The organism is Roseovarius sp. MMSF_3298, assembly GCF_030733705.1.
Taxonomy (GTDB): Bacteria; Pseudomonadota; Alphaproteobacteria; order Rhodobacterales; family Rhodobacteraceae; genus Roseovarius; species Roseovarius confluentis.
Map to the genome: position 1 here is coordinate 113,171 of NZ_JASHIN010000002.1, position 19,995 is coordinate 133,165.

Consider the following 19,995-nt stretch of genomic DNA (forward strand, 5'->3'; position numbering starts at 1 on the left):
GATGATCGAGCTTTATGAATCGCAAAGGGCGATGCGGAACATGCGCCGGGCGGCGATGCAGCGCGGTGTCGTGGCGGTTCTGGACGTCGGGACCTCGAAGATCGCCTGCCTCGTGCTGCGTTTCGACGGCAGCGACCGGCTGCGCGAGACCGAGGGTGTGGGTGCTCTGGCCGGTCAGGCCGGGTTCCGGGTGATCGGGGCCGCGACGACGCGGTCGCGCGGCGTGCGATACGGCGAGATCACGACGATGGCCGAGACCGAGCGGGCCATCCGCACGGCCCTGCAGGCGGCGCAGAAGATGGCCAATATCCGCGTCGACCACGTGATTGCCTGTTTCTCGGGGGCCGAGCCGCGCAGCTATGGCCTGGCGGGCCAGGTGGAACTGGAAGCCAGCACCGTGTCCGAGCAGGACATCAGCCGGGTGCTGTCGTCCTGTGACGTGCCCGATTTCGGCGAAGGGCGCGAGGTGCTGCATGCCCAGCCGGTGAATTTCGCGCTGGACCACCGCTCGGGACTCAATGATCCGCGCGGGCAGCTGGGACAGGACCTGGCGGTGGACATGCACATGCTGACGGTCGATGGCGCGGCGGTCCAGAACCTGGCGCATTGCGTGAAACGCTGCGACCTGGAACTGGCGGGGCTGGCAAGCTCGGCCTACGTCTCGGGGATTTCGTCGCTGGTCGAGGACGAGCAGGAGTTGGGCGCGGCCTGCATCGACATGGGCGGCGGCAGCGCCGGCGTGTCGATCTTCATGAAAAAACACATGATCTATGCCGACACGGTGCGGATCGGGGGCGAACATGTCACCGGCGACATCTCGATGGGGCTGCAGGTGCCGCATGCCACGGCGGAGCGGATCAAGACCTTCTATGGCGGCGTCGTCGCCACGGGCATGGACGACCGCGAGATGATCGAAATCGGCGGCGAGACCGGCGATTGGGAGCATGACCGGCGCACGGTGAGCCGTGCCGAACTGATCGGCATCATGCGGCCTCGGGTCGAGGAGATCCTGGAGGAAGTGCGCGCGCGGCTGGACGCCGCCGGGTTCCAGCATTTGCAGAGCCAGCAGATCGTGCTGACCGGCGGCGGCAGCCAGATCCCCGGCCTTGACGGGCTGGCGACGCGCATCCTGGGACAACAGGTGCGGCTGGGCCGGCCGTTGCGGGTGCACGGGTTGCCACAGGCGGCGACCGGGGCGGGGTTTGCCAGCGCGGTGGGTATGTGCCTGTTCGCGGCGAATCCCCAGGACGAATGGTGGGACTTTGAAATTCCGGTGGATCGCTACCCGGCGCGGTCCCTCAAGCGGGCGGTAAAATGGTTCAAGGACAACTGGTGATCGCAAAATCTGGGGGTTTCGGCGAAATCCCGCGTGAAAGCGTGAAAAAACACCCATATTTTGTGGCATTTCCTTGTTTTTTGGGTGACGTAACGGCGACGGGACGGTACTGTTAATACAATTTAGGCGGATTAAGCCTGCGCAAGGCGGGCACAACAGCAGGCAAAGAAGGCGGAGCAATGACACTTAATCTCAGCATGCCAGGTCAGGGACAGGACCATGAACTCAAGCCGCGCATCACCGTTTTCGGTGTCGGCGGGGCAGGCGGCAACGCCGTCAACAACATGATCGAGAAGCAGCTGGAAGGCGTCGATTTCGTCGTCGCCAACACCGATGCGCAGGCGCTGTCCCAGAGCAACGCGCCGAACCGCATCCAGCTGGGTGTGAAAGTCACCGAAGGTCTTGGCGCCGGCGCGAAAGCCGCCGTGGGTGCAGCGGCCGCAGAAGAGAATATCGAACAGATCGTCGACCAGCTGGCGGGGGCGCACATGTGCTTCATCACCGCCGGCATGGGCGGCGGCACGGGCACCGGCGCGGCCCCGATCATCGCTCAGGCAGCGCGTGAACTTGGCGTGCTAACCGTCGGCGTCGTCACGAAACCTTTCCAGTTCGAAGGCGCCAAGCGGATGCGCCAGGCCGAGGAAGGCGTGGACATGCTGCAGAAGATGGTCGACACGCTGATCATCATCCCGAACCAGAACCTTTTCCGTCTGGCGAACGAGAAAACGACCTTCACCGAGGCGTTCTCGTTGGCCGATGACGTTCTTTACCAGGGTGTGAAGGGTGTGACCGACCTGATGGTGCGCCCGGGCCTGATCAACCTCGACTTTGCCGACGTGCGCGCGGTGATGGACGAGATGGGCAAGGCGATGATGGGAACCGGCGAGGACGACAGCGAAGAGCGCGCGATCCAGGCTGCCGAGAAGGCCATAGCGAACCCGCTGCTGGACGAAATCAGCCTGCGCGGGGCGAAGGGTGTCCTGATCAACATCACCGGCGGGCACGACCTGACGCTGTTCGAGCTGGACGAAGCGGCCAACCGCATCCGCGAGGAAGTGGACGCCGACGCCAACATCATCGTGGGCAGCACGATGGATCCGACGATGGAAGGCTTCATGCGCGTCTCCGTCGTGGCCACCGGCATCGACGCCAGCGACGAGAGCAAGGAAATCCCGGTGCCGCGTCGCTCGCTTGCAGAGCCGCTTAAGCCGGTTGAAGACGTCGAGGTCGAGGCGATCGAGGCCTACGAGGAAAAAGTCGAGCCGGTAGCGGAGCCCGCCGTGGCGGCGAGCACCGAAACGGCCGAAGAGCAGATGGAAGACATCTTCGAGGCCGAGAGCGGCGAGCGCGACTTGCCGCCGCCGGCCTATACGCCGCGCCCCGAGCCCGAAACTTTCGTGGCGCAGGCGGAAGAACCCGAGACCTTCGTGGCGCCCAAGGCCCCCGCGCCGGGCACCCCGTCGCAGGACGCTCTGGCCCGGCTTCAGGCCGCGGTGCATCACCGTGGCGGCGAAACCCGCCAGCCAGCGCAAGAAGCGCCCGCAGCTGCACAGGGGCAGGGTCCGGCACATGCCGCCGAGAAGCCGCGTTTCGGGATCAACTCGCTGATCAACCGGATGACGGGTCATGGCATGGAAGGGCAGCCGCAGCAGCCGCAGCGCCCGGTGCGCCAGCAGCCGCCGATGCAGGCCACGGCGCCGCAGCCGGAGGTGCGCGACGAGCGTGAGGAAGAGGACGACCAGATCGAAATTCCCGCATTCCTGCGCCGCCAGGCGAACTGATCCGAACAATAAATCACTATGCTAAGGGGCCGCGAAGAGCGGCCCTTTTTCGTTGTGGTGCAAGGAGTTGGCCGGTTGTGCGGCAGAGTTGGCAAAAAACCGCCAAGCCTTGCAACATCGATGTTTCAGCGCGTTGCAAAGAGTGAATTGAGGATTTCTTCGGAGCGAAATAGGTGTGGCTGAGTTAATTAAAATATGCCGATCTTCGGCCTGAGGTAAGCACGTGCAAAATACGGTCAAAACCCCGGTATCTTTCGATGGCCTCGGCCTGCACTCGGGTGCGCCCGCGCGCCTGACCATCCTGCCGGCGCCGGCGAACCGCGGAATCGTCTTTCGCCGGATCGACGGCGATTTGCGTGACTGCGAAATCCCGGCGCGCTGGGACATGGTGAACCAGTCGCCGCTTTGCACCCTTCTGGAAAACGCGGCGGGCGTCAGTATTTCGACGGTCGAGCACATCATGGCGGCCCTGTCGGGATGCGGTGTGCACAACGCGGTGATCGAGGTCAACGGACCGGAGGTGCCCATCCTGGATGGCAGCTCGGCCCCGTTCGTGCATGGCATCCTGTCCACCGGGCTGCGCCGGCAGCACGCGCCGGTACGCGCGCTGAAGGTTCTGAAGCCTGTCGAGGTGGCCAAGGGTGACGCAAAGGCCCGGCTGGTGCCGCATGACACGCTGCTGCTGGAATTCGTGATCGAGTTCGATGATGCGGCGATCGGGCGGCAGAAAAAGCTTCTGAATATGTCGAACGGCAGTTTCGTGCGCGAATTGTCGACCGCGCGCACCTTCTGCCGCAAGGCGGACGTGGACGCGATGCGCGCCAACGGTTTGGCCCTGGGTGGCAATCCCGGAGAGAACGCGGTGGTCTTCGACGGGGACCGTGTGCTGAGCCCAGGCGGGCTGCGCCAGCCGGATGAACCGGTGCGGCACAAGATGCTGGATGCGCTTGGCGACCTGGCGCTGGCCGGTCTGCCGATCCTGGGCCATTACAGCGGCCTGCGCGCCGGTCATGCGGTCACCAACGACCTGCTGCGCGCGATGTTCGCCCAGCCCGATACGTTCGAGATCGTGACCTGCGACGCCGAGACCGCCGCCCGGCTGCCCGGCGCGGGCGTGCATTGGGCCGAGGTGCCTGAGGTCGCCTGACCACAGGTTAGTGCTTTGTGACCTGCAATCGGGTCTAAGGCGTTTTGCACCGGAAAATTATGTGCTAGGACGCCGTTGATATTGCAGATATGATCCTGCGACATCACGCGGCCTTAAGGCCTGAACACGAGTTTAGCACAGGGCTTTTGGGGGTACGTGCGAGCATGACAGGCGGCAGAATCGGGATCGGTTTGGCAGCGGCCCTCGTGGCCTCGACACTCCTTGCAAGCTGTGGTGGCGTCAACTCGCGCATTTCGCGCGGTGAAGTCGACTACGAACAGTTCACGGCGGAACAGATTTTCGGCCGGGCCGAGTACGACTTGGCAAGCGGTGACCCCGAACAGGCGGCGGAACTCTTCGCCGAGGTCGAGCGGCTGTATCCCTATTCGGAGTGGGCCAAGCGCGCCGTGATCATGCAGGCCTTTGCCTATCACAAGGACGAGGATTACGAGAACAGCCGGTCCGCCGCGCAGAGGTATCTCGATTTCTATCCCGCCGATGGCGATGCGGCCTATGCGCAATACCTGCTGGCGCTCAGCTATTACGATCAGATCGACGAGGTGGGCCGCGATCAAGGGCTGACGTTCCAGGCGCTGCAATCGCTGCGACAGGTGATCGAACAGTATCCCGACAGCGAATATACCAGCTCGGCGATCCTGAAGTTCGACCTGGCCTTCGACCACCTGGCGGCCAAGGAAATGGAGATCGGGCGCTATTACCTGCGGCGCGATCACTTCACGTCGGCCATCAACCGCTTTCGCGTCGTGGTCGAGGATTTCCAGACCACGACCCACACCGCCGAGGCGCTGCACCGGCTGGTCGAGGCGTACCTGTCGCTGGGCCTGACGAACGAGGCACGCACGGCAGGCGCGATCCTGGGCCACAACTTCAAGAGCACCGAATGGTACGAGGACAGTTACAAGCTGTTGACCGGGCAGGGGCTGACACTGGAAGCGGTGGGCGACAGCTGGCTGCGGCAGGTCTATCGGCAAACGATCCTCGGACGCTGGTTGTAACCGCCCGGGGGGCCTGATGCTCCGCGCGTTGGAGATTCGTGACATTCTGATCATCGACCGGCTGGACCTGGCGTTTCAGCCCGGTCTGAACGTGCTGACCGGCGAGACCGGGGCCGGCAAGTCGATCCTGCTGGACTCGCTGGGCTTCGTGCTGGGCTGGCGCGGACGGGCCGAACTGGTGCGGCAGGGGGCCGAGCAGGGCGAGGTGGTGGCCGAGTTCGATCTGCCCGAAGGGCACGCGGCACGGGCGGTACTGGAAGAGGCGGGGCTGCCGGTGGAGGACACGCTGCTGCTGCGGCGCGTGAACACCGGCGACGGGCGCAAGACGGCCTGGGTCAATGACCGCCGCTGCTCGGGTGACGTGCTGCGGGCGCTGTCGGACACGCTGGTGGAACTGCATGGGCAGCATGACGACCGGGGCCTGCTGGACCCCAAGGGGCACCGGGACCTGCTCGATGAGTTTGGCGGGCTGTCGGGACTGCGCGAAAAGGTGCGCGGCGCGTGGAAGGCGCGCAGCGCGGCGCGCAAGGCGTTGCGCGAGGCCGAAGCGAAGCTGGCCGAGATGCGCGCCGAGGAAGAATTCCTGCGCCACGCGGTCGAGGAACTGGACGCGTTGTCGCCCCAGCCGGGCGAGGAGGCGGAGCTGGACACGCGCCGCCGCCTGATGCAGCAGTCCGAACGCATCCGCGAGGATATCGCCAAGGCGCAGGCCGCCCTGCGCGATGGCGCCGAAGGGCAGGCGCAGGATGCGCTGCGCTGGCTGGAAGGGGCTGCCGACAAGGCCGAGGGCCGGTTAGAGGAGGCGCTGGCCGCCCTTGGCCGCGCCATGGTCGAACTGGACGAGGCCGCGAGCGGCGTCGAGGATTGCCTTGAGGCGCTGACCTTCAATCCGCTGGAATTGGAAGAGACCGAAGAGCGGCTTTTCGCGATCCGGGCGCTGGCCCGCAAGCATGGCGTGGCGCCGGATGACCTGGCCGGGTTTGCCGAGGGCGTGCGCGACCAGGTTGCGACCCTGGAACAGGGCGATGCGGACCTCAAGGCGTTGCAGGCGGCGGTCACGGAGGCGGATGCGGCCTATGCCGAGGCCGCCGGGACGCTGAGTGATGCGCGAACCAAGGCGGCGGGCAAGCTGGACAAGGCCGTGATGGCCGAACTGGCGCCGCTGAAAATGGATCGCGCGGTCTTTGCGACGCAAGTGACCCAAGCCGATCCCGGAGAAACGGGACAGGACGCGGTGACCTTTACCGTGGCCACCAATCCCGGCGCGCCGGCAGGCCCCTTGGGCAAGATCGCCTCGGGCGGGGAGTTGAGCCGGTTCCTGCTGGCGCTCAAGGTCTGCCTGACCGGCGGGCAAAGCGGCCTCACGCTGATATTCGACGAAATTGACCGGGGCGTGGGCGGGGCCACCGCCGATGCCGTGGGCCGGCGGCTGGCGGGGCTGGCGTCGGACAACCAGGTTCTGGTGGTCACCCATTCGCCGCAGGTTGCGGCAAGAGGCGCGCACCACTGGCGCGTCGAAAAGCGCGTGGCCAAGGGGCAGACGCTGTCGACGGTCACGGCGCTGGATGCAGGGGCGCGCACCGACGAGATCGCGCGGATGTTGTCGGGCGAAACCATTACCGAGGAGGCTCGCGCCGCCGCCGAGGCGCTGATGGCGGGCTGACCCCCGGCATTTCCTCTGGCCATAATTATCCCGGCGAAGCGGCGAAACCGCAGGTTCGCCGTCGGGGGCAGCGCCCCCTCTTCGAGGCGTCACACGCGCCGCGCGGTCAGTTGCGGGGCGGCACGAGTTTGCCGGGGTTCATGATGTTGTCTGGGTCAAGCGCCTGCTTGATCGTACCCATGAGGCCCCAGGCGGGACCATGTTCGCGTTCCATGTAGCCCAGCTTGCCCACGCCGATGCCATGCTCGCCCGTGGCGGTACCGCCGAGCGACAGCGCCAGCTCGACCAGATGCTCGGAGGCTTTCAGCACGCGGGCCTTGTCGGCGGCATCCTCGGGGTCGAATTGCAGGATGGCGTGGAAATTGCCGTCGCCCACATGTCCCAGGATCGGGCCTTCGATGCCTTGCGCATCGAGGTCGCGCCGCGTCTCTTCAATGGCGCGGGCCAGGTTCGAGATCGGCACGCAGATATCGGTGACCAGCGCCTTGGTTCCGGGACGGTGAGCGACGATGGCGTGATAGGCGGCGTGGCGCATGGCCCAGAGCGCGGAGCGTTCCTCGGTCTTGCGGGCCCAGTCGAAGCCCTTGCCGCCGAACTCCTGTGCCAATTCACCGAACATCCGCGCCTGTTCCGCGACGCCCGCGTCCGAGCCATGGAATTCCAGCAGCAAATGCGGGCAGGCGGGCAGGGCGGCGCCGGAATAGGCATTCACCGCTGCGACGCTTTGGGTGTCCATCAGCTCGATCCGGGCGAGCGGCAGGCCCATCTGCACAGAGGCCATGACCGCCTCGACCGCGTCGCCCACGGCGTCAAAGGCGCAGACGGCGGCAGATATGGCCTCGGGCGTGCCCTGCAGGCGCAGCGTGATCTCGGTGATCAGGCCCAGCGTGCCCTCGGAGCCGACGAACAGCGCGGTCAGGTCGTAGCCCGCCGAGGATTTGCGGGCGCGGGTGCCGGTGCGGATGACGTCGCCCGTGGCAGTGACCACTTCGAGCCCCAGCACGTTGTCGCGCATGGTGCCATAGCGCACCGCTGTCGTGCCGCTGGCGCGGGTCGAGGTCATGCCGCCGATCGAGGCGTTGGCGCCGGGGTCGACGGGAAAGAAAAGGCCCGTGGCGCGCAATTCCTCGTTCAGCGCCTCGCGGGTGACGCCGGGCTGCACGCGCACGTCCATGTCGCCCTGGGACACTTCGAGGATGCGGTTCATGCGCTGGAAGTCGACGCAGATGCCGCCCGAGAACGCCTGCGCCTGCCCTTCGAGCGAGGTGCCGGTGCCCCAGCCGTTGACCGGCACGCCGTGGCGGGCGCAGGCCTGCACGATCCGGCGCACCTCGTCTGTGTTTTCGGGATAGGCGACGGCATCGGGCGGCGCGTCCGCGAAATGCGTCTCGCTCCGGCCATGCTCTTGCAGATCGGACTTGGACAGGCTGAGCCGTTGCCCTAAAACGGGCGATAACTCTGAAATGGCGTCACGAATACCCATGTCGAACCCCTGCATTCCCCTGAAACCGCACAGTATGCGAAGCGGTTCCGACAGGGAAGCGCCCTGCGTCACAAGGCCGGGGGCAGGCGGTTGACCGATACCGAGACAGCGCAGGGCGAGGACAGCCCGGGCCGATTGCGGCGCGGATGGCAGCGGATCGACACGTTCGGCCGCAACGCGTGGCGGGTGCTTCGCGACAAGGGGCCGAGCCAGTTCCAGTTCTGGCTGATCGCGCTTTGCATCGGGATCGCGGCAGGCTTCGCGGCGCTGTTCTTTCGCAAGGGAATCAACGCGCTACAACTGCTGCTTTACGGGTCCGAGGACCCGTCTCTGATGCACAGCTGGGTATCGAACCTGCCGTGGTACTGGGTTCTGGTGATCCCGGTGGGCGGCGGGCTGGTGGTGGGGGCGATCCTGCACCGCTTCACCCCCGATGGTCGGGCGCGGTCGGTGGCCGACGTGATCGAGGGGGCCGCGCTCAACGAGGGCCGGGTCGAGACGCGGGCCGGTGTGGCCTCGGCGCTGGCGTCGATGATCACGCTGGGCACGGGCGGCTCGTCGGGCCGGGAGGGGCCGGTGGTGCATATGGCCGGCGTCATCTCGACCTGGGTCAGCAACCGGATCAACGCCGACGGGATCACCGGCCGCGACCTTTTGGGCTGCGCCGTGGCGGCGGCGGTGTCGGCGTCGTTCAACGCGCCCATCGCGGGTGCCCTGTTCGCGCTGGAGGTGGTGCTGCGCCATTTCGCGCTGCACGCCTTTGCGCCCATCGTGATCGCGTCGGTGGCGGGCACGGTGATCAACCGGCTGGAATTCGGCGATGTGACCGAGTTCGAGTTGCCCATGGCGAGCATGCTGGAATTCTACGTGGAATTGCCCGCCTTCCTGATCCTGGGGTTGATGTGCGGGGCGGTGGCCGTCGTGCTGATGCGCGGAATTTTCTTTGCCGAGGGATTCGCGGATCGGGTGCAGGCGCGCACCGGGTTGCCGCGCTGGCTGCGGCCCGGTGTGGCGGGGCTGATGCTAGGCGTGCTGGCAATCGGATTTCCGCACATCATCGGCGTGGGCTATGAGACCACGTCGAAGGCGTTGACCGGCAAGCTGCTCTGGAATGAGGCGGTGATGTTCTGCATCCTGAAGGTCATCGCGGTGGCGATCACCATCGGCGGGCGTATGGGCGGCGGGGTCTTTTCGCCCTCGCTGATGGTGGGGGCGCTGACGGGGCTGGCCTTCGGGCTGACGGCGACGGCGCTGTTGCCGCAATGGTCGGGGGCGCCGACGCTTTACGCGCTGGCGGGGATGGGGGCCGTGGCCGCCGCGGTGCTGGGCGCACCCATATCGACCACGCTGATCGTATTCGAACTGACGGGGGACTGGCAGACCGGGTTGGCGGTGATGGTGGCGGTGTCGATGTCCACGGCGTTGTCGTCAAAGCTGGTGCGCCACTCGTTCTTCCTGACGCAGCTGGATCGGCGGGGTGTCAGGCTGGCGGCGGGGCCGCATGCCTATCTGCTCACCATGTATCGCGTTGCGCGGGTGATGCGGGAGAAGGGGGCCGAGCGCAGCGCCAACGAAGAGACCTGCTGGGAGTTGATCGAGGACGGGGTCTATATCGACGCGAATGCGACGCTGGACGTGGCGATGCCGATCTTCGAGCGCACGGGCGTCGCGTTCATCCCGGTGGTGACGCTGACGGGCGAGGATTCCACGCCCGAATTGCAGGGCGCGCTGTTCCATGTCGATGCGCTGAAGGCCTATAACCGCGCGCTGACGGCGGTGTCGGCGGAAGAGCATAGCTGAGCGGCGAGCGCCTATTTGGGTCGCCTAAGCGCGGTAGCGCTTCAAACTATGTTGATGTCGCGAAAAGCGTATGTACCGGGCGTAGCGCTTTCGATAGCCTCGCGAAACACATCATCGCAGAACCATACCGAGGTCGCCGCATCCCGAACGAGGTGATGGCCCTCGAAGCTCTCTTTGCGGACAAACATTTTGTTCAAGCTTCGCGAAGCTGGGGAAAATGGGTGTCCCATTTTAGGGTTCGTGACCTCTCGCACTTCGGTTTTGTCCAAGTCGATAACGGGCGCGGCGTTGTAGACATTGGCCACAAAGTAAGGCTCTGTTACTTCTGCATCGTCTTTCAAGGACCAGAGTTTCTTGATCGGCACGATCTGGCAGTTGCCTTCCGAATACATCTCGAACACGTCACAGATATATCTGCGGGCAAACGGGGCGCCGGTGAAATGCGCCGACTTAAGTCGACCGATGGTATCGGGAGGGGGATCCATTTTTCCTAGGCTTAGAGCCCAGTGCGCATCTATCTCTGCCAGAATTTCTTGGGGAAAAGGTCCAAGCGGGGCTCGATCAGCGTCCGTTGCAAACCAGCGTTCAAGGTTACGCGCGGGTTTTCGAGGTTTTGTCGTTTCCGACCAATCAACCCCGCCTGCGACAGCATCAGTATGCGTTTGCAGCCAATAAATCGACATACTACCCCTGCCTATTCTCGCCTCTTTCTTTCGGCCCTCCCACAAACCCGCTGCCGGACGATTTCAGCTCGCTCGAAGCGGGAGAGGATTTCGAGACGGTTTTTGCCACGAAAGTTCGTCACTTGACAGGCCGGTTGAAGGCGGTGTCGGTGGAAGAGCATAGTTGATCCGGCAGAACCGCGGCTTTGGTCCGGGGCGAGGTGAGACCCGGTAAGGAGCACAACTAAAGGCGGTTGTACGAAAAGTGATTTCTTGTTTAAAGTGTTTTTCGTGCTCTCACCTCATCGCGGGGGGATGCCATTTTTCAATTGTTTCACATCAAAGGATTTCCGACCATGCTGACCTTTCTTCAAGGCGAGTCCACCCTACCGCCAACGATCACCGACATCCCCTGGGCCGACGCTTACAAGATCGGCGGCGGTGTGGATGCCGTCACCGGCGACACGTTCGACGGCTCGGCGCTGACCTCGACCGACACGACACCGGCCAAGGTCGGGGAGGGGCAGATTTCGATCAAGATCATTTCGACCGAAGCGGAGATGGAGCGCGAGATCGACGTGGGCGCGTCGGGGTCCTACAACACCGGCGCGGTCGAGATCTCGGCCGAGGCGTCATACCTCAACAGTGTCAGCTACTCGGCCACGTCCCTGACCGTTCTGGCGCAGGTCGAGATCAGCGATACGGACTATGCGACGATCAAGGACCCGGCGCTGAAGGCGAAGGCGAAGAGCTTGCTGGACAGCGACCAGGCGAAGTTCAAGAAAACCCATGGCGACTATTTCATCAGCGGGGTCAAGTCCGGCAGCCTGCTGAGCGTGGTGTTGCGGATCACGGCGGAGTCCGAGTCGCGGCTGGATGATTTCAAGTCCAAGTTCTCGGGTTCGAAAGGAAACCTCTTTTCCGCGTCGGGCTACGCCAATTTCAAGCAGGCGGTGTCGAGCAGCAAGACGACGTTCGAACAGACGGTCGTGCATTTCGGCACCAAGACCGGGGCGGTGCCGCCCAAGGCCGACGACCCCGAGGAATTGCTGGCGTGGTTCAAGGACAATCTTCAGGCGGCGCAGATGCGGGCCTACCTGACCAGCTATTCCTCGCTCGATCCGAATTTCGACCGGACCGTGCCGGTGGCCCCGGCGGTCTTCGGGGAGATCACCGCGCTATACAAGCAGGTCTGGCTGGTCGAGAGCCGGTTCAAGACCTGTCCGGGCGATTACGCCGACGCCTACGCCCATACGTTCGACACGCTGACGGGCGAGATTCGCGCGGCGCGTGAGGAACTGGCCTCGGAGCCGTCGAAAATTGCTGAGTACGCTAGCCAGCTTGCCTCGCTGAAGACCGAGCTGGATGAGATCTATGCCCGCTACGCGCTTTACATGAGCGTGAAGGGAGCAAAGTCCAGCGTGCCGAAGAAGGACAAGGAACACGAGTCGGGCGATACCAATATCTGGCATTACGGTTACGACACCTGGCCCGGGATCGCGACACAGATCTCGACCACCGAACAAAGCTATAGCGAGAAATGGCAAATCGGCCACCGCACCCACACGTTCGACTGGGGCGGCAGTTCCAAGTACATGCTGGTGGGCTTCACGGTTGACAGCGTCCGGCATTCGCATAACGGGTCATGGAAGCTGACGACGAGCGATCCTCTGTTGAAGGATACCGCCAGCATCTACGTGTCGTCGGAATACGACCGGGGCACGAACTGGAAGGTCAAGTGGCACTACGTCGAGGCCAAGGAATATCAGTTCGATTGAAGCGCGACACGCGAGGCCGGGGCGGAATTTTTTGAAAATTCTTGGTGCGCCTAGCGGACCAGTTGCGCTTTCATCCCCGGTTCGGGAAAGCAGGTGGCGGGCTGGCCTGTCGCCTCTTGCCAGCGGCCGATGGAGCGGCGGGTCTTGAAGCCCGGCAATCCATCGGCACCGCCGACGTCGTGGCCCATGCCTTCAAGGCTGCGCTGCATGGCGGCGATGTCGGAGCGGTACATCTTGCCGACAGCCCCCCAGGGTGCCGCGAAGTCGCCGACGCCGTACTGGATGCGGTCGCCGACATGGCCCACGTAAAGCGCGTAGAGGTCGGACATGTTGTAGTCCTTGAGCACGTAGAAATTGGGCGTGACAACGAAGGCCGGGCCGTTGCGCCCGGCGGGCATCATCAGGAAGCCTTCGCCGTTTCGTTCATGATCAGGGAAGGGGCGGCCCGAGACGCGGGTGATCCCCATGGCTTCCCATTCGGTGATTGGACGGCCCTGGTCGGGGCCTTCGAGGGAACAGGAGACGGAGGATGGTACGGTGACCTCGAAGCCCCAGTCGCGGCCCGCGACCCAGCCGTGGCGGGCGAGGTAATTGGCGATGGAGGCCAGCGTGTCGGGCACCGAGCCCCAGATATCGGCACGCCCGTCACCGTCGCCATCGGAAGCGTATTGCAGGAAGCTGGAGGGCATGAATTGCGGCTGGCCGAGCGCGCCGGCCCAGGAGCTGCGCAGGGGGCCGCTTGTGTGGCCGGCCTCGGCGATTTGCAGGGCGGCGATGAGTTCCTCGCGGAAATAGGGCGCGCGGGTGGCCATGAAGCCCTTGGTGCCCAGAACCTCGAACACGTTGTGCGGGATCTTGGCGCGGCCATAGGCGCTTTCGCGGCCCCAGATGCCCAGCAGGATGCGACCGGGCACGCCGGTCTGCTGTTCGATCCGGGCGAGGGTGGATGCGTGGCGGCTGGCCAGTTGGCGGCCGATGGCGGCGTCGCCCGAGACGCCGCGGAAATAGCGGCCCGGGGCGCCGAATTCGGACTGGGTCTGGCGCTTGGGCGTGGTGGCTTTCGATCCCGGCGGGACGAGGTCGGGCAGGTCCCAGTTGAGGTGCACGCCGCCCATTGCGCCGTCGAATGTCGCGCGGGAGACGCCCTTGGCCCGGGCGGCGGGCCAGACGTCTTGTTGTAGCCAAGACTGGAATTGGCGCTCGATAGCGGCGCGGTCCTGTGCAAGGGCAGGAATGGCGACGAGGATTGTAACGATCGTCAGTACAAAGCGGATCATGGGCGAAACGGTTTCATATTGCCCGGTTGGAGACAAGATGTGGTGGCAGGCGGGATGAAATCCCGCCCTACACAGGGCGCTTCGGTTCGGTTCACGTCCGGGTCAGACGTAAACGCATCACCCCAGGCTGACGCTCGCCGCGCTTTCGGGCAGTTCCTCGTCGAAGCAGCGCTGGTAGAACTCGGCCACGGTCTGGCGTTCGAGTTCGTCGCATTTGTTGAGGAACGTCAGGCGGAAGGCATAGCCAACGTCGCGGAAGATGCGGCTGTTCTGGGCCCAGTTGATCACCGTCCGGGGGCTCATGACGGTCGACAGGTCGCCGTTCATGAAAGCGGTCCGGGTGAGGTCGGCGACAGTGACCATCTGGCTGATCGTCTTGCGCCCGGCCTCGGTGTTCATCTGGGGGGTCTTGGCGATGACGATGGCGGTTTCGGCGTCGTGGCTGAGGTAGTTCAGCGTTGCGACGAGCGACCAGCGGTCCATCTGCGCCTGGTTGATCTGCTGCACGCCGTGATAAAGACCGGTCGTGTCGCCCAGGCCCACGGTGTTGGCCGTGGCGAAAAGGCGGAAACAGGGATGGGGCGTGATGATCTCGTTCTGGTCCAGCAGGGTCAGCTTGCCGTCATGTTCCAGCACCCGCTGGATGACGAACATCACGTCGGCGCGGCCCGCATCGTATTCGTCGAACACGATGGCGACGGGGTTGCGCAGCGCCCAGGGCAGGATGCCTTCGTGGAATTCGGTCACCTGCACGCCCTCGCGCAGCTTGATCGCGTCCTTGCCGATCAGGTCGATCCGGCTGATGTGGCTGTCGAGGTTTACGCGCACTGCGGGCCAGTTGAGGCGGGCGGCGACCTGTTCGATATGGGTCGACTTGCCGGTGCCGTGATAGCCCTGCACCATGACGCGGCGGTTGTGGGAAAACCCGGCCAGGATCGCCAGCGTCGTGTCGGGGTCGAACTTGTAGGTCGAATCGATATCCGGCACGCGTTCGCTTCTGTCGGCGAAGCCCTTGATGACCATGTCGGTGTCGATCCCGAAAACATCGCGGACCGAAAGCTCCTCGGTCGGTTTCATGTCGTGATCCATGTTCCCGTCGGCCATCTGCCTTGATCCTTCAATCGTCGTTTTTTCGTTCGCCCTTCCGTGCAACATATCGCCGGGAAGGGCAAGGGAAAGGGAAAGAATTACTGGCACTCGCCATGTGCCTGCCCTAGGTTCCGATTTCGAAAGGGATGCGCGTTCCATGAAAGACCTCGACGCTATCGAACACATGATCGGTCGATGCGCCCTGAACGACAGGGCCGCGTTTTCCGAACTTTATTCCGCGACTTCGGCGAAACTATTCGGCGTGATCCTGCGTGTGTTGGGTAACCGGGCCGAGGCCGAGGAGGTGCTGCAAGAGGTCTACGTGAAGATCTGGCGCAATGCCGACCGGTACAGCACGGGCGGGTTCAGCCCCATGACGTGGCTGATCACGATCGCGCGGAACGCAGCCATCGACATGCTGCGCAAGCGCAAGGGGGCGGGCGAGCAGATGCCGGAAGGACTGGCTGAAGCGATGCCGGATGCCGCACCGGGGCCGGAGGCGCAAGCCGTTCAGGCGTCGGAGCGGGAAAAGTTGGACGGGTGCTTCGACGAGTTGGAGGCCGATCGCGCGCAGGCCGTGCGCGGGGCTTACCTTGACGGAGAGACCTATGCCGATCTGGCGGCGCGGTTTGACGTGCCGCTGAACACGATGCGAACCTGGCTGCGCCGCAGCCTGCTGAAACTGAGGGAGTGCCTGTCGCGATGAGCGAGGTGCCGGAAAAAGACGACGACGTGGTCCTGGCGGGTGAATACGCGCTGGGATTGCTGTCGGCTGCGGAGGCCGCGGCCTTCGAGTCGCGTCTTGGCGCCGAGCCCGAATTGCGGGCGCTTTACGCGCAATGGGCCGAGGATTTCGCCGTGCTGGCGGATGAGATCCCCGAAGAGGCCCCTCCGGCACGGGTGAAAGCGGCGCTGTACCGCCGCCTGTTCGCTGACGAGCGCCCGGCGCGGCGCGGCCTGTTCGAGCGGTTCGGACTGACCGGATTGGCAGCAGCGGCGCTGGTCGTGGCGCTGTTCTTCGTCGTGGACCTGCCGGGGTCGGGCGTGCAACCGCCGGAGAGCCCGGTCTACCATGCTGACCTGCGGGCCGAGGGTGAGGAAGAGATCATCCTGGCGGCGGGGTATGACGCGACCACGCAGGAAATGTATGTCGAGCGGCGCGGGATGCAGGACCGGCCTGACCGCGATATCGAGATGTGGCTGATCGCCGGGGACAACCCGCCGGTGTCGCTGGGCGTGCTGCCGGAAAACGAGCGGCTGCGCCTGCCGATGACGCCGGAGCAGATCGCGGTGTTGCAAGGCGCGACGCTGGCGATTTCGGACGAACCCGAGGGCGGCTCGCCCACCGGGGCGCCCACGGGCGACATCCTGGCCACTGGCCCGCTCGAAGACGTCTGAAAAATTTCCCGAAACAGCTGAAACTTTCGGTTCGCACCTCCCGTGGCTGCGTATGGGTTGGGCAACAAGGCCCGGCTTTTGTGCATTAAGTTAGGGAGTAGAGATATGTTTAACGTGAAATCAATGACCGCCGCCGTGGCCCTCGCAGCGACTGCGAGCGTTGCCTATGCCGACAATCCGATGGTCGGCGGTGCGGCGATGTATGCCGACAAGAACATTGTTGAAAATGCCGTGAACTCGGCCGATCACACGACGCTGGTGACCGCCGTGAAGGCCGCGGACCTTGTCGACACGCTGTCGAGCGAAGGGCCGTTCACCGTGTTCGCGCCGACCAACGCCGCCTTTGGCGAGCTGCGCGAAGGCGCGGTCGAGGCACTGCTGCAGCCCGCGGCTAAGAAACAGCTGACCGAGATCCTGACCTGCCACGTGGTATCGGCCGACGCGATGTCGACGGCGATCAAGGGCATGGTCGACGATGACGGTGGCGCGCACATGGTGCCGACCGTGGGCGGCTGCATGTTGAAGGCCACTTACCAAGGCAACAGCATCATGCTGGAAGACGAGCGTGGCCGCGTGGCCAACGTGACCATCGCAGATGTCGAGCAATCGAACGGCGTGATTCACGTGATCGACACGGTGATGCTGCCGGCCAAGCAGTAACAAGCTCGTAAGCTGCGGAACGGGGGCGTTCGTCCCCCGTTCTATCCTCGAATGACAAACGCAGGAGGCTGAAGATGCTACGACGCACATTCATACTGTCGGCCCTGTCCGGGGGCACTTTTCTGACCGCGCTGCCGGGATTTGCCGCGCCGGGCACTTTCGAGGTGACACGCACCGAGGCGGAATGGCGCGAGATGCTGACCGATCTGGAATATGAGGTCATGCGCGAGGAAGGCACCGAGCGCGCCTTTAGCAGCCCTTTGCATGATCTATACAAGCCGGGGACGTATCATTGCCGCGGCTGCGACCTGCCGCTTTATTCGTCCGAGACCAAGTATGACAGCGAGACCGGCTGGCCCAGTTTCTGGAAGGCGATGGACAATGCCATCGGCACCAAGCCGGATCATTCGCTTTTCGCGACGCGGACCGAATGTCACTGCCGCCGCTGCGGCAGCCACCTTGGCCATATTTTCGATGACGGGCCACAGCCGACGGGCAAGCGCCATTGCCTGAACGGAGTCAGCCTGACATTCCGCGACGCCTGAATTCCGGGTCCGATCGCGCACCGGGTGGTTTCAGGACCCGGAACGGTACGAGTGACCCGGTGCGCCCTATTTTTCCAGCTTACTTGAAGTTGCGGCTCTGCTTGATCTGGTCCCAGGCCCAGACGACCTGTTGAAGCTGTTCTTCCTGGCTGCGGTCGCCGCCGTTGATGTCGGGGTGCAGCACCTTGATCAGCGCCTTGTAGGCCTTGCGGATCTCGGCCTTGGAGGCGTGTTCGTTTGCCTCAAGGATTTCGATGGCGCGGCGTTCGGTCGGGGGCAGCTTGCGCTGGCCGCCGCGGTTCTTGCCGGGGTTCTGCGTGGCATTGCCGCCCAGCACCTGGTGCGGGTCCTCGATGCCCAGCCGGGCCCAGGCACGCGCCTCGGGGTCGTTGAACGCCTTGGTCTTGCGCTCCCACACCTTGTCCGAGGACATCTGGGCGTTCATCTCGGCCTCGGTGGTGCCGTCGAAGAAGTTCCACTTGGTATTGTACTCGCGCACGTGGTCCTTGCAGAACCAGTAGAAGTCGTCGAGCACGTCCGGCGCCTTGGGCGCGCGGTACTTGCCGGGCTGGTTGCAGCCCTCGTGGTCGCAGACGCGCGTCGACGTTTCGGATGCCCCGGACATGCCCCGCCGACCGCGCGGGTTCTTCTTTTTCGCGGATGAAACGGACATGTCGAAACCAAACGGATCGGATTTAGCCATTGGCATTCCCTTTGCGACTCGAGGCCAAGAGTGTATGTGATTGCGCGGCAAATTGAAGAGGAAAGATCGGGAAAAAACCGCGCGGTCCCGAACTTCCTTGCACGGGTCAGTCCCGGGGTGGCAGATCGGGGCGCGGCGTGTCTTCGCCATCCCCGTTATCCGCGTCGTCATCTGGCGTATCGTCCTGATTATCCTCGATTTCGTCAGTCTCGGCGGCGGTTTCCAGCTCTTCCGCCTCGTGGTCGTCCCACGGCAGCGGCGGCGGGCTGTCGACGCCTTCCAGTTCCAGCGGGCGGCGGAAGACCAGCATGCTGCGATAGACCGTCTGCGACGAGGTCAGGCCCTGACGTTCCTCGCTGGGCAGGATGTCGGCGCGCAGGTATTCCCAGCCCTCGAGCGCCAGTTCGTTGATCACCGTTTCCAGCCCGTGGGCAAAGCGGCCTTCAGCGCCCTTGACGCCCGGGCCCTTGCGGCCCTTGGCGGGGGCGGGGATGACCTTGTACTCGTATTTCTGGATCACGAAGTGCACCTCTCAAAATTGGCAGGACATCGTAACGTCCTGAGGCTCGGGTGCAACATCAAACCGAAGAAGAAGCGGTCAGCCGCCGGACCAAAGATCCTCGTAGACCTGGGCGATGGTTTCGGCCTCTCGGGTGACGCTGAAATGGGTGCAGGCAATGGTGCGGGCGGCTTGGGACATGGCGGCGTGGCGGTCGGGGTCTGACAGGATGCAGGCGAGCGCATCGGCGGCATCGCCCGGATCGTCCGGCACGATAAGGCCGGTTTGGCCCTGGCTGGAAAAGCTGCGGTAATAGCCGGTCTCGGTGGCCACGAACGGCACGCCCGATGCCATCCCTTCAAGCGGGGTCATGCCATAACCTTCGTAGCGGGGCAGTTGCATCACGGCAGAGAGGGAACGTGTGAGGGTGGGCAGGGCGTCGGGGGAGACCTCGCCGGGGAAGAGGATGCGGTCACTGAGGCCCGCTGCCGCAATCTGCGCCTTGAGCTTGTCCAGGAAAGGCCGATCGGACTTGGCCGCGCGACCGATGACGAGAGCGGTCAGGCCGGGGTGCTGCGGCAAGAGGCGCAGCATGGCGGCGACGAAGCGGTCAGTGCCTTTCTCGGGGCGGATGCGCCCGATGGTGGCCACGCCGTGGGTGCCGGGATAGCCGGTGGCGGCCCACGCGGCGGGGCGGTCGGGGGCAGGCGTGAAACGGTCGGTGTCGACGCCGTGCGGGGCGACGGCGCGGACATGCGGGACGAACCCGGCTGCGGCCTCGGTCGTGGCTATGACGGCGTCCATGTGCGAAATGAGCCAGCGCGGAAAGGCCGAATGCCGCCGGATCGCGGCGGAGGTGAAGACGATGCGGATGGGGCGGCGCAGCACGTCGCGGACCCAGATGGCCGCGCGCATTTCGGGATTGCGGCGGACATGCCAGATGGTGAAGGGGTGGTCTTTGGGAGGGGTCTTGGAAAATGCCGCGGCTTGGGCCTTGGTGATTGGGTCCGGGCAGCCGGGCAGGGGGTGGCCCGCAAGCGCGAGGTCGTATTGCGACACCTGGCAGCGCACCACGCTGGCGGCGGTCGAGGAGACGCCGGTGAAGTTGCGGTTGAAATTGGTGACGATGAGGTCCGGCACGCGGGGCGGCTTTCCTTG

18 protein-coding genes are annotated in these 19,995 nt (G+C 64.5%); 11 read left to right on the forward strand and 7 right to left on the reverse strand.

The genetic code is table 11. The features are described 5' to 3' along the window. Nucleotide 1 precedes the first annotated feature (1 nt). The 5 genes from ftsA to recN all read left to right on the forward strand — a co-directional run bounded on the left by ftsA (nucleotide 2) and on the right by recN (nucleotide 6,943). Nucleotides 2-1,336, forward strand: a complete 1,335-nt coding sequence (ftsA, locus tag RBB18_RS02590) for a cell division protein FtsA (RefSeq protein WP_103761559.1) — start codon at nucleotides 2-4, stop codon at nucleotides 1,334-1,336. 179 nt (nucleotides 1,337-1,515) lie between these two features. Then, nucleotides 1,516-3,117 (forward strand): cell division protein FtsZ, encoded by a 1,602-nt coding sequence (gene ftsZ, locus RBB18_RS02595; RefSeq protein WP_306111716.1) that lies wholly within the window; start codon nucleotides 1,516-1,518, stop codon nucleotides 3,115-3,117. Between the two features lie 223 nt (nucleotides 3,118-3,340). After that, nucleotides 3,341-4,264 (forward strand): UDP-3-O-acyl-N-acetylglucosamine deacetylase, encoded by a 924-nt coding sequence (gene lpxC / locus RBB18_RS02600; RefSeq protein ID WP_306111717.1) that lies wholly within the window; start codon nucleotides 3,341-3,343, stop codon nucleotides 4,262-4,264. A gap of 164 nt (nucleotides 4,265-4,428) precedes the next feature. Further along, on the forward strand, nucleotides 4,429-5,280 hold the full coding sequence (locus RBB18_RS02605; RefSeq protein WP_103761556.1) for an outer membrane protein assembly factor BamD: 852 nt from the start codon (nucleotides 4,429-4,431) through the stop codon (nucleotides 5,278-5,280). Nucleotides 5,281-5,296: 16 nt separating this feature from the next. Then, complete coding sequence (gene recN, locus RBB18_RS02610) at nucleotides 5,297-6,943, forward strand: DNA repair protein RecN (RefSeq protein ID WP_306111718.1); 1,647 nt, start codon at nucleotides 5,297-5,299, stop codon at nucleotides 6,941-6,943. 106 nt (nucleotides 6,944-7,049) lie between these two features. On the opposite strand, the gene RBB18_RS02615 is transcribed toward recN, so the two are convergent. Beyond that, complete coding sequence (locus RBB18_RS02615; protein ID WP_306111719.1) at nucleotides 7,050-8,426, reverse strand: FAD-binding oxidoreductase; 1,377 nt, start codon at nucleotides 8,424-8,426, stop codon at nucleotides 7,050-7,052. A gap of 135 nt (nucleotides 8,427-8,561) precedes the next feature. On the opposite strand from RBB18_RS02615, the gene RBB18_RS02620 reads away from it, so the two are divergent. Then, nucleotides 8,562-10,226, forward strand: coding sequence for a chloride channel protein (locus tag RBB18_RS02620; protein ID WP_306111738.1), 1,665 nt, complete (start codon nucleotides 8,562-8,564; stop codon nucleotides 10,224-10,226). A gap of 41 nt (nucleotides 10,227-10,267) precedes the next feature. Here RBB18_RS02620 and RBB18_RS02625 read toward each other — a convergent pair whose 3' ends face one another. Further along, a complete protein-coding gene (locus RBB18_RS02625; RefSeq protein ID WP_306111720.1) occupies nucleotides 10,268-10,909 on the reverse strand; it encodes an imm11 family protein in 642 nt (213 codons plus the stop codon). A gap of 335 nt (nucleotides 10,910-11,244) precedes the next feature. Between RBB18_RS02625 and RBB18_RS02630 the strand changes: the two genes are divergently transcribed. Then, on the forward strand, nucleotides 11,245-12,666 hold the full coding sequence (locus tag RBB18_RS02630) for a hypothetical protein (RefSeq protein ID WP_306111721.1): 1,422 nt from the start codon (nucleotides 11,245-11,247) through the stop codon (nucleotides 12,664-12,666). Between the two features lie 50 nt (nucleotides 12,667-12,716). On the opposite strand, the gene RBB18_RS02635 is transcribed toward RBB18_RS02630, so the two are convergent. Beyond that, nucleotides 12,717-13,943, reverse strand: a complete 1,227-nt coding sequence (locus tag RBB18_RS02635; RefSeq protein ID WP_306111722.1) for a lytic transglycosylase domain-containing protein — start codon at nucleotides 13,941-13,943, stop codon at nucleotides 12,717-12,719. 117 nt (nucleotides 13,944-14,060) lie between these two features. Further along, complete coding sequence (cobS, locus tag RBB18_RS02640; protein WP_103761551.1) at nucleotides 14,061-15,047, reverse strand: cobaltochelatase subunit CobS; 987 nt, start codon at nucleotides 15,045-15,047, stop codon at nucleotides 14,061-14,063. Nucleotides 15,048-15,189: 142 nt separating this feature from the next. Between cobS and RBB18_RS02645 the strand changes: the two genes are divergently transcribed. The 4 genes from RBB18_RS02645 (at nucleotide 15,190) to msrB (ending at nucleotide 17,635) form a co-directional block, all read left to right on the forward strand. Further along, entirely contained in the window at nucleotides 15,190-15,738 is a 549-nt protein-coding gene (locus tag RBB18_RS02645; RefSeq protein ID WP_306111723.1) for a sigma-70 family RNA polymerase sigma factor, read from the forward strand. Further along, nucleotides 15,735-16,430, forward strand: a complete 696-nt coding sequence (locus RBB18_RS02650) for an anti-sigma factor domain-containing protein (RefSeq protein WP_306111724.1) — start codon at nucleotides 15,735-15,737, stop codon at nucleotides 16,428-16,430. Before RBB18_RS02645 ends, RBB18_RS02650 begins: the two co-directional genes overlap by 4 nt. 105 nt (nucleotides 16,431-16,535) lie before the next feature. Beyond that, nucleotides 16,536-17,090, forward strand: coding sequence for a fasciclin domain-containing protein (locus RBB18_RS02655; RefSeq protein WP_103761548.1), 555 nt, complete (start codon nucleotides 16,536-16,538; stop codon nucleotides 17,088-17,090). A gap of 74 nt (nucleotides 17,091-17,164) precedes the next feature. Beyond that, on the forward strand, nucleotides 17,165-17,635 hold the full coding sequence (gene msrB, locus RBB18_RS02660) for a peptide-methionine (R)-S-oxide reductase MsrB (RefSeq protein WP_274592073.1): 471 nt from the start codon (nucleotides 17,165-17,167) through the stop codon (nucleotides 17,633-17,635). Between the two features lie 79 nt (nucleotides 17,636-17,714). Here msrB and RBB18_RS02665 read toward each other — a convergent pair whose 3' ends face one another. The 3 genes from RBB18_RS02665 to RBB18_RS02675 all read right to left on the reverse strand — a co-directional run bounded on the left by RBB18_RS02665 (nucleotide 17,715) and on the right by RBB18_RS02675 (nucleotide 19,977). Next, the gene (locus RBB18_RS02665) at nucleotides 17,715-18,338 is read right to left on the reverse strand and encodes a DnaJ domain-containing protein (protein ID WP_103761546.1); all 624 of its coding nucleotides are present in this window, start codon (nucleotides 18,336-18,338) and stop codon (nucleotides 17,715-17,717) included. A gap of 106 nt (nucleotides 18,339-18,444) precedes the next feature. After that, nucleotides 18,445-18,858, reverse strand: a complete 414-nt coding sequence (locus RBB18_RS02670; protein WP_306111725.1) for a DUF4177 domain-containing protein — start codon at nucleotides 18,856-18,858, stop codon at nucleotides 18,445-18,447. 78 nt (nucleotides 18,859-18,936) lie between these two features. Further along, a complete protein-coding gene (locus tag RBB18_RS02675) occupies nucleotides 18,937-19,977 on the reverse strand; it encodes a glycosyltransferase family 4 protein (protein ID WP_306111726.1) in 1,041 nt (346 codons plus the stop codon). Nucleotides 19,978-19,995: the final 18 nt, after the last annotated feature.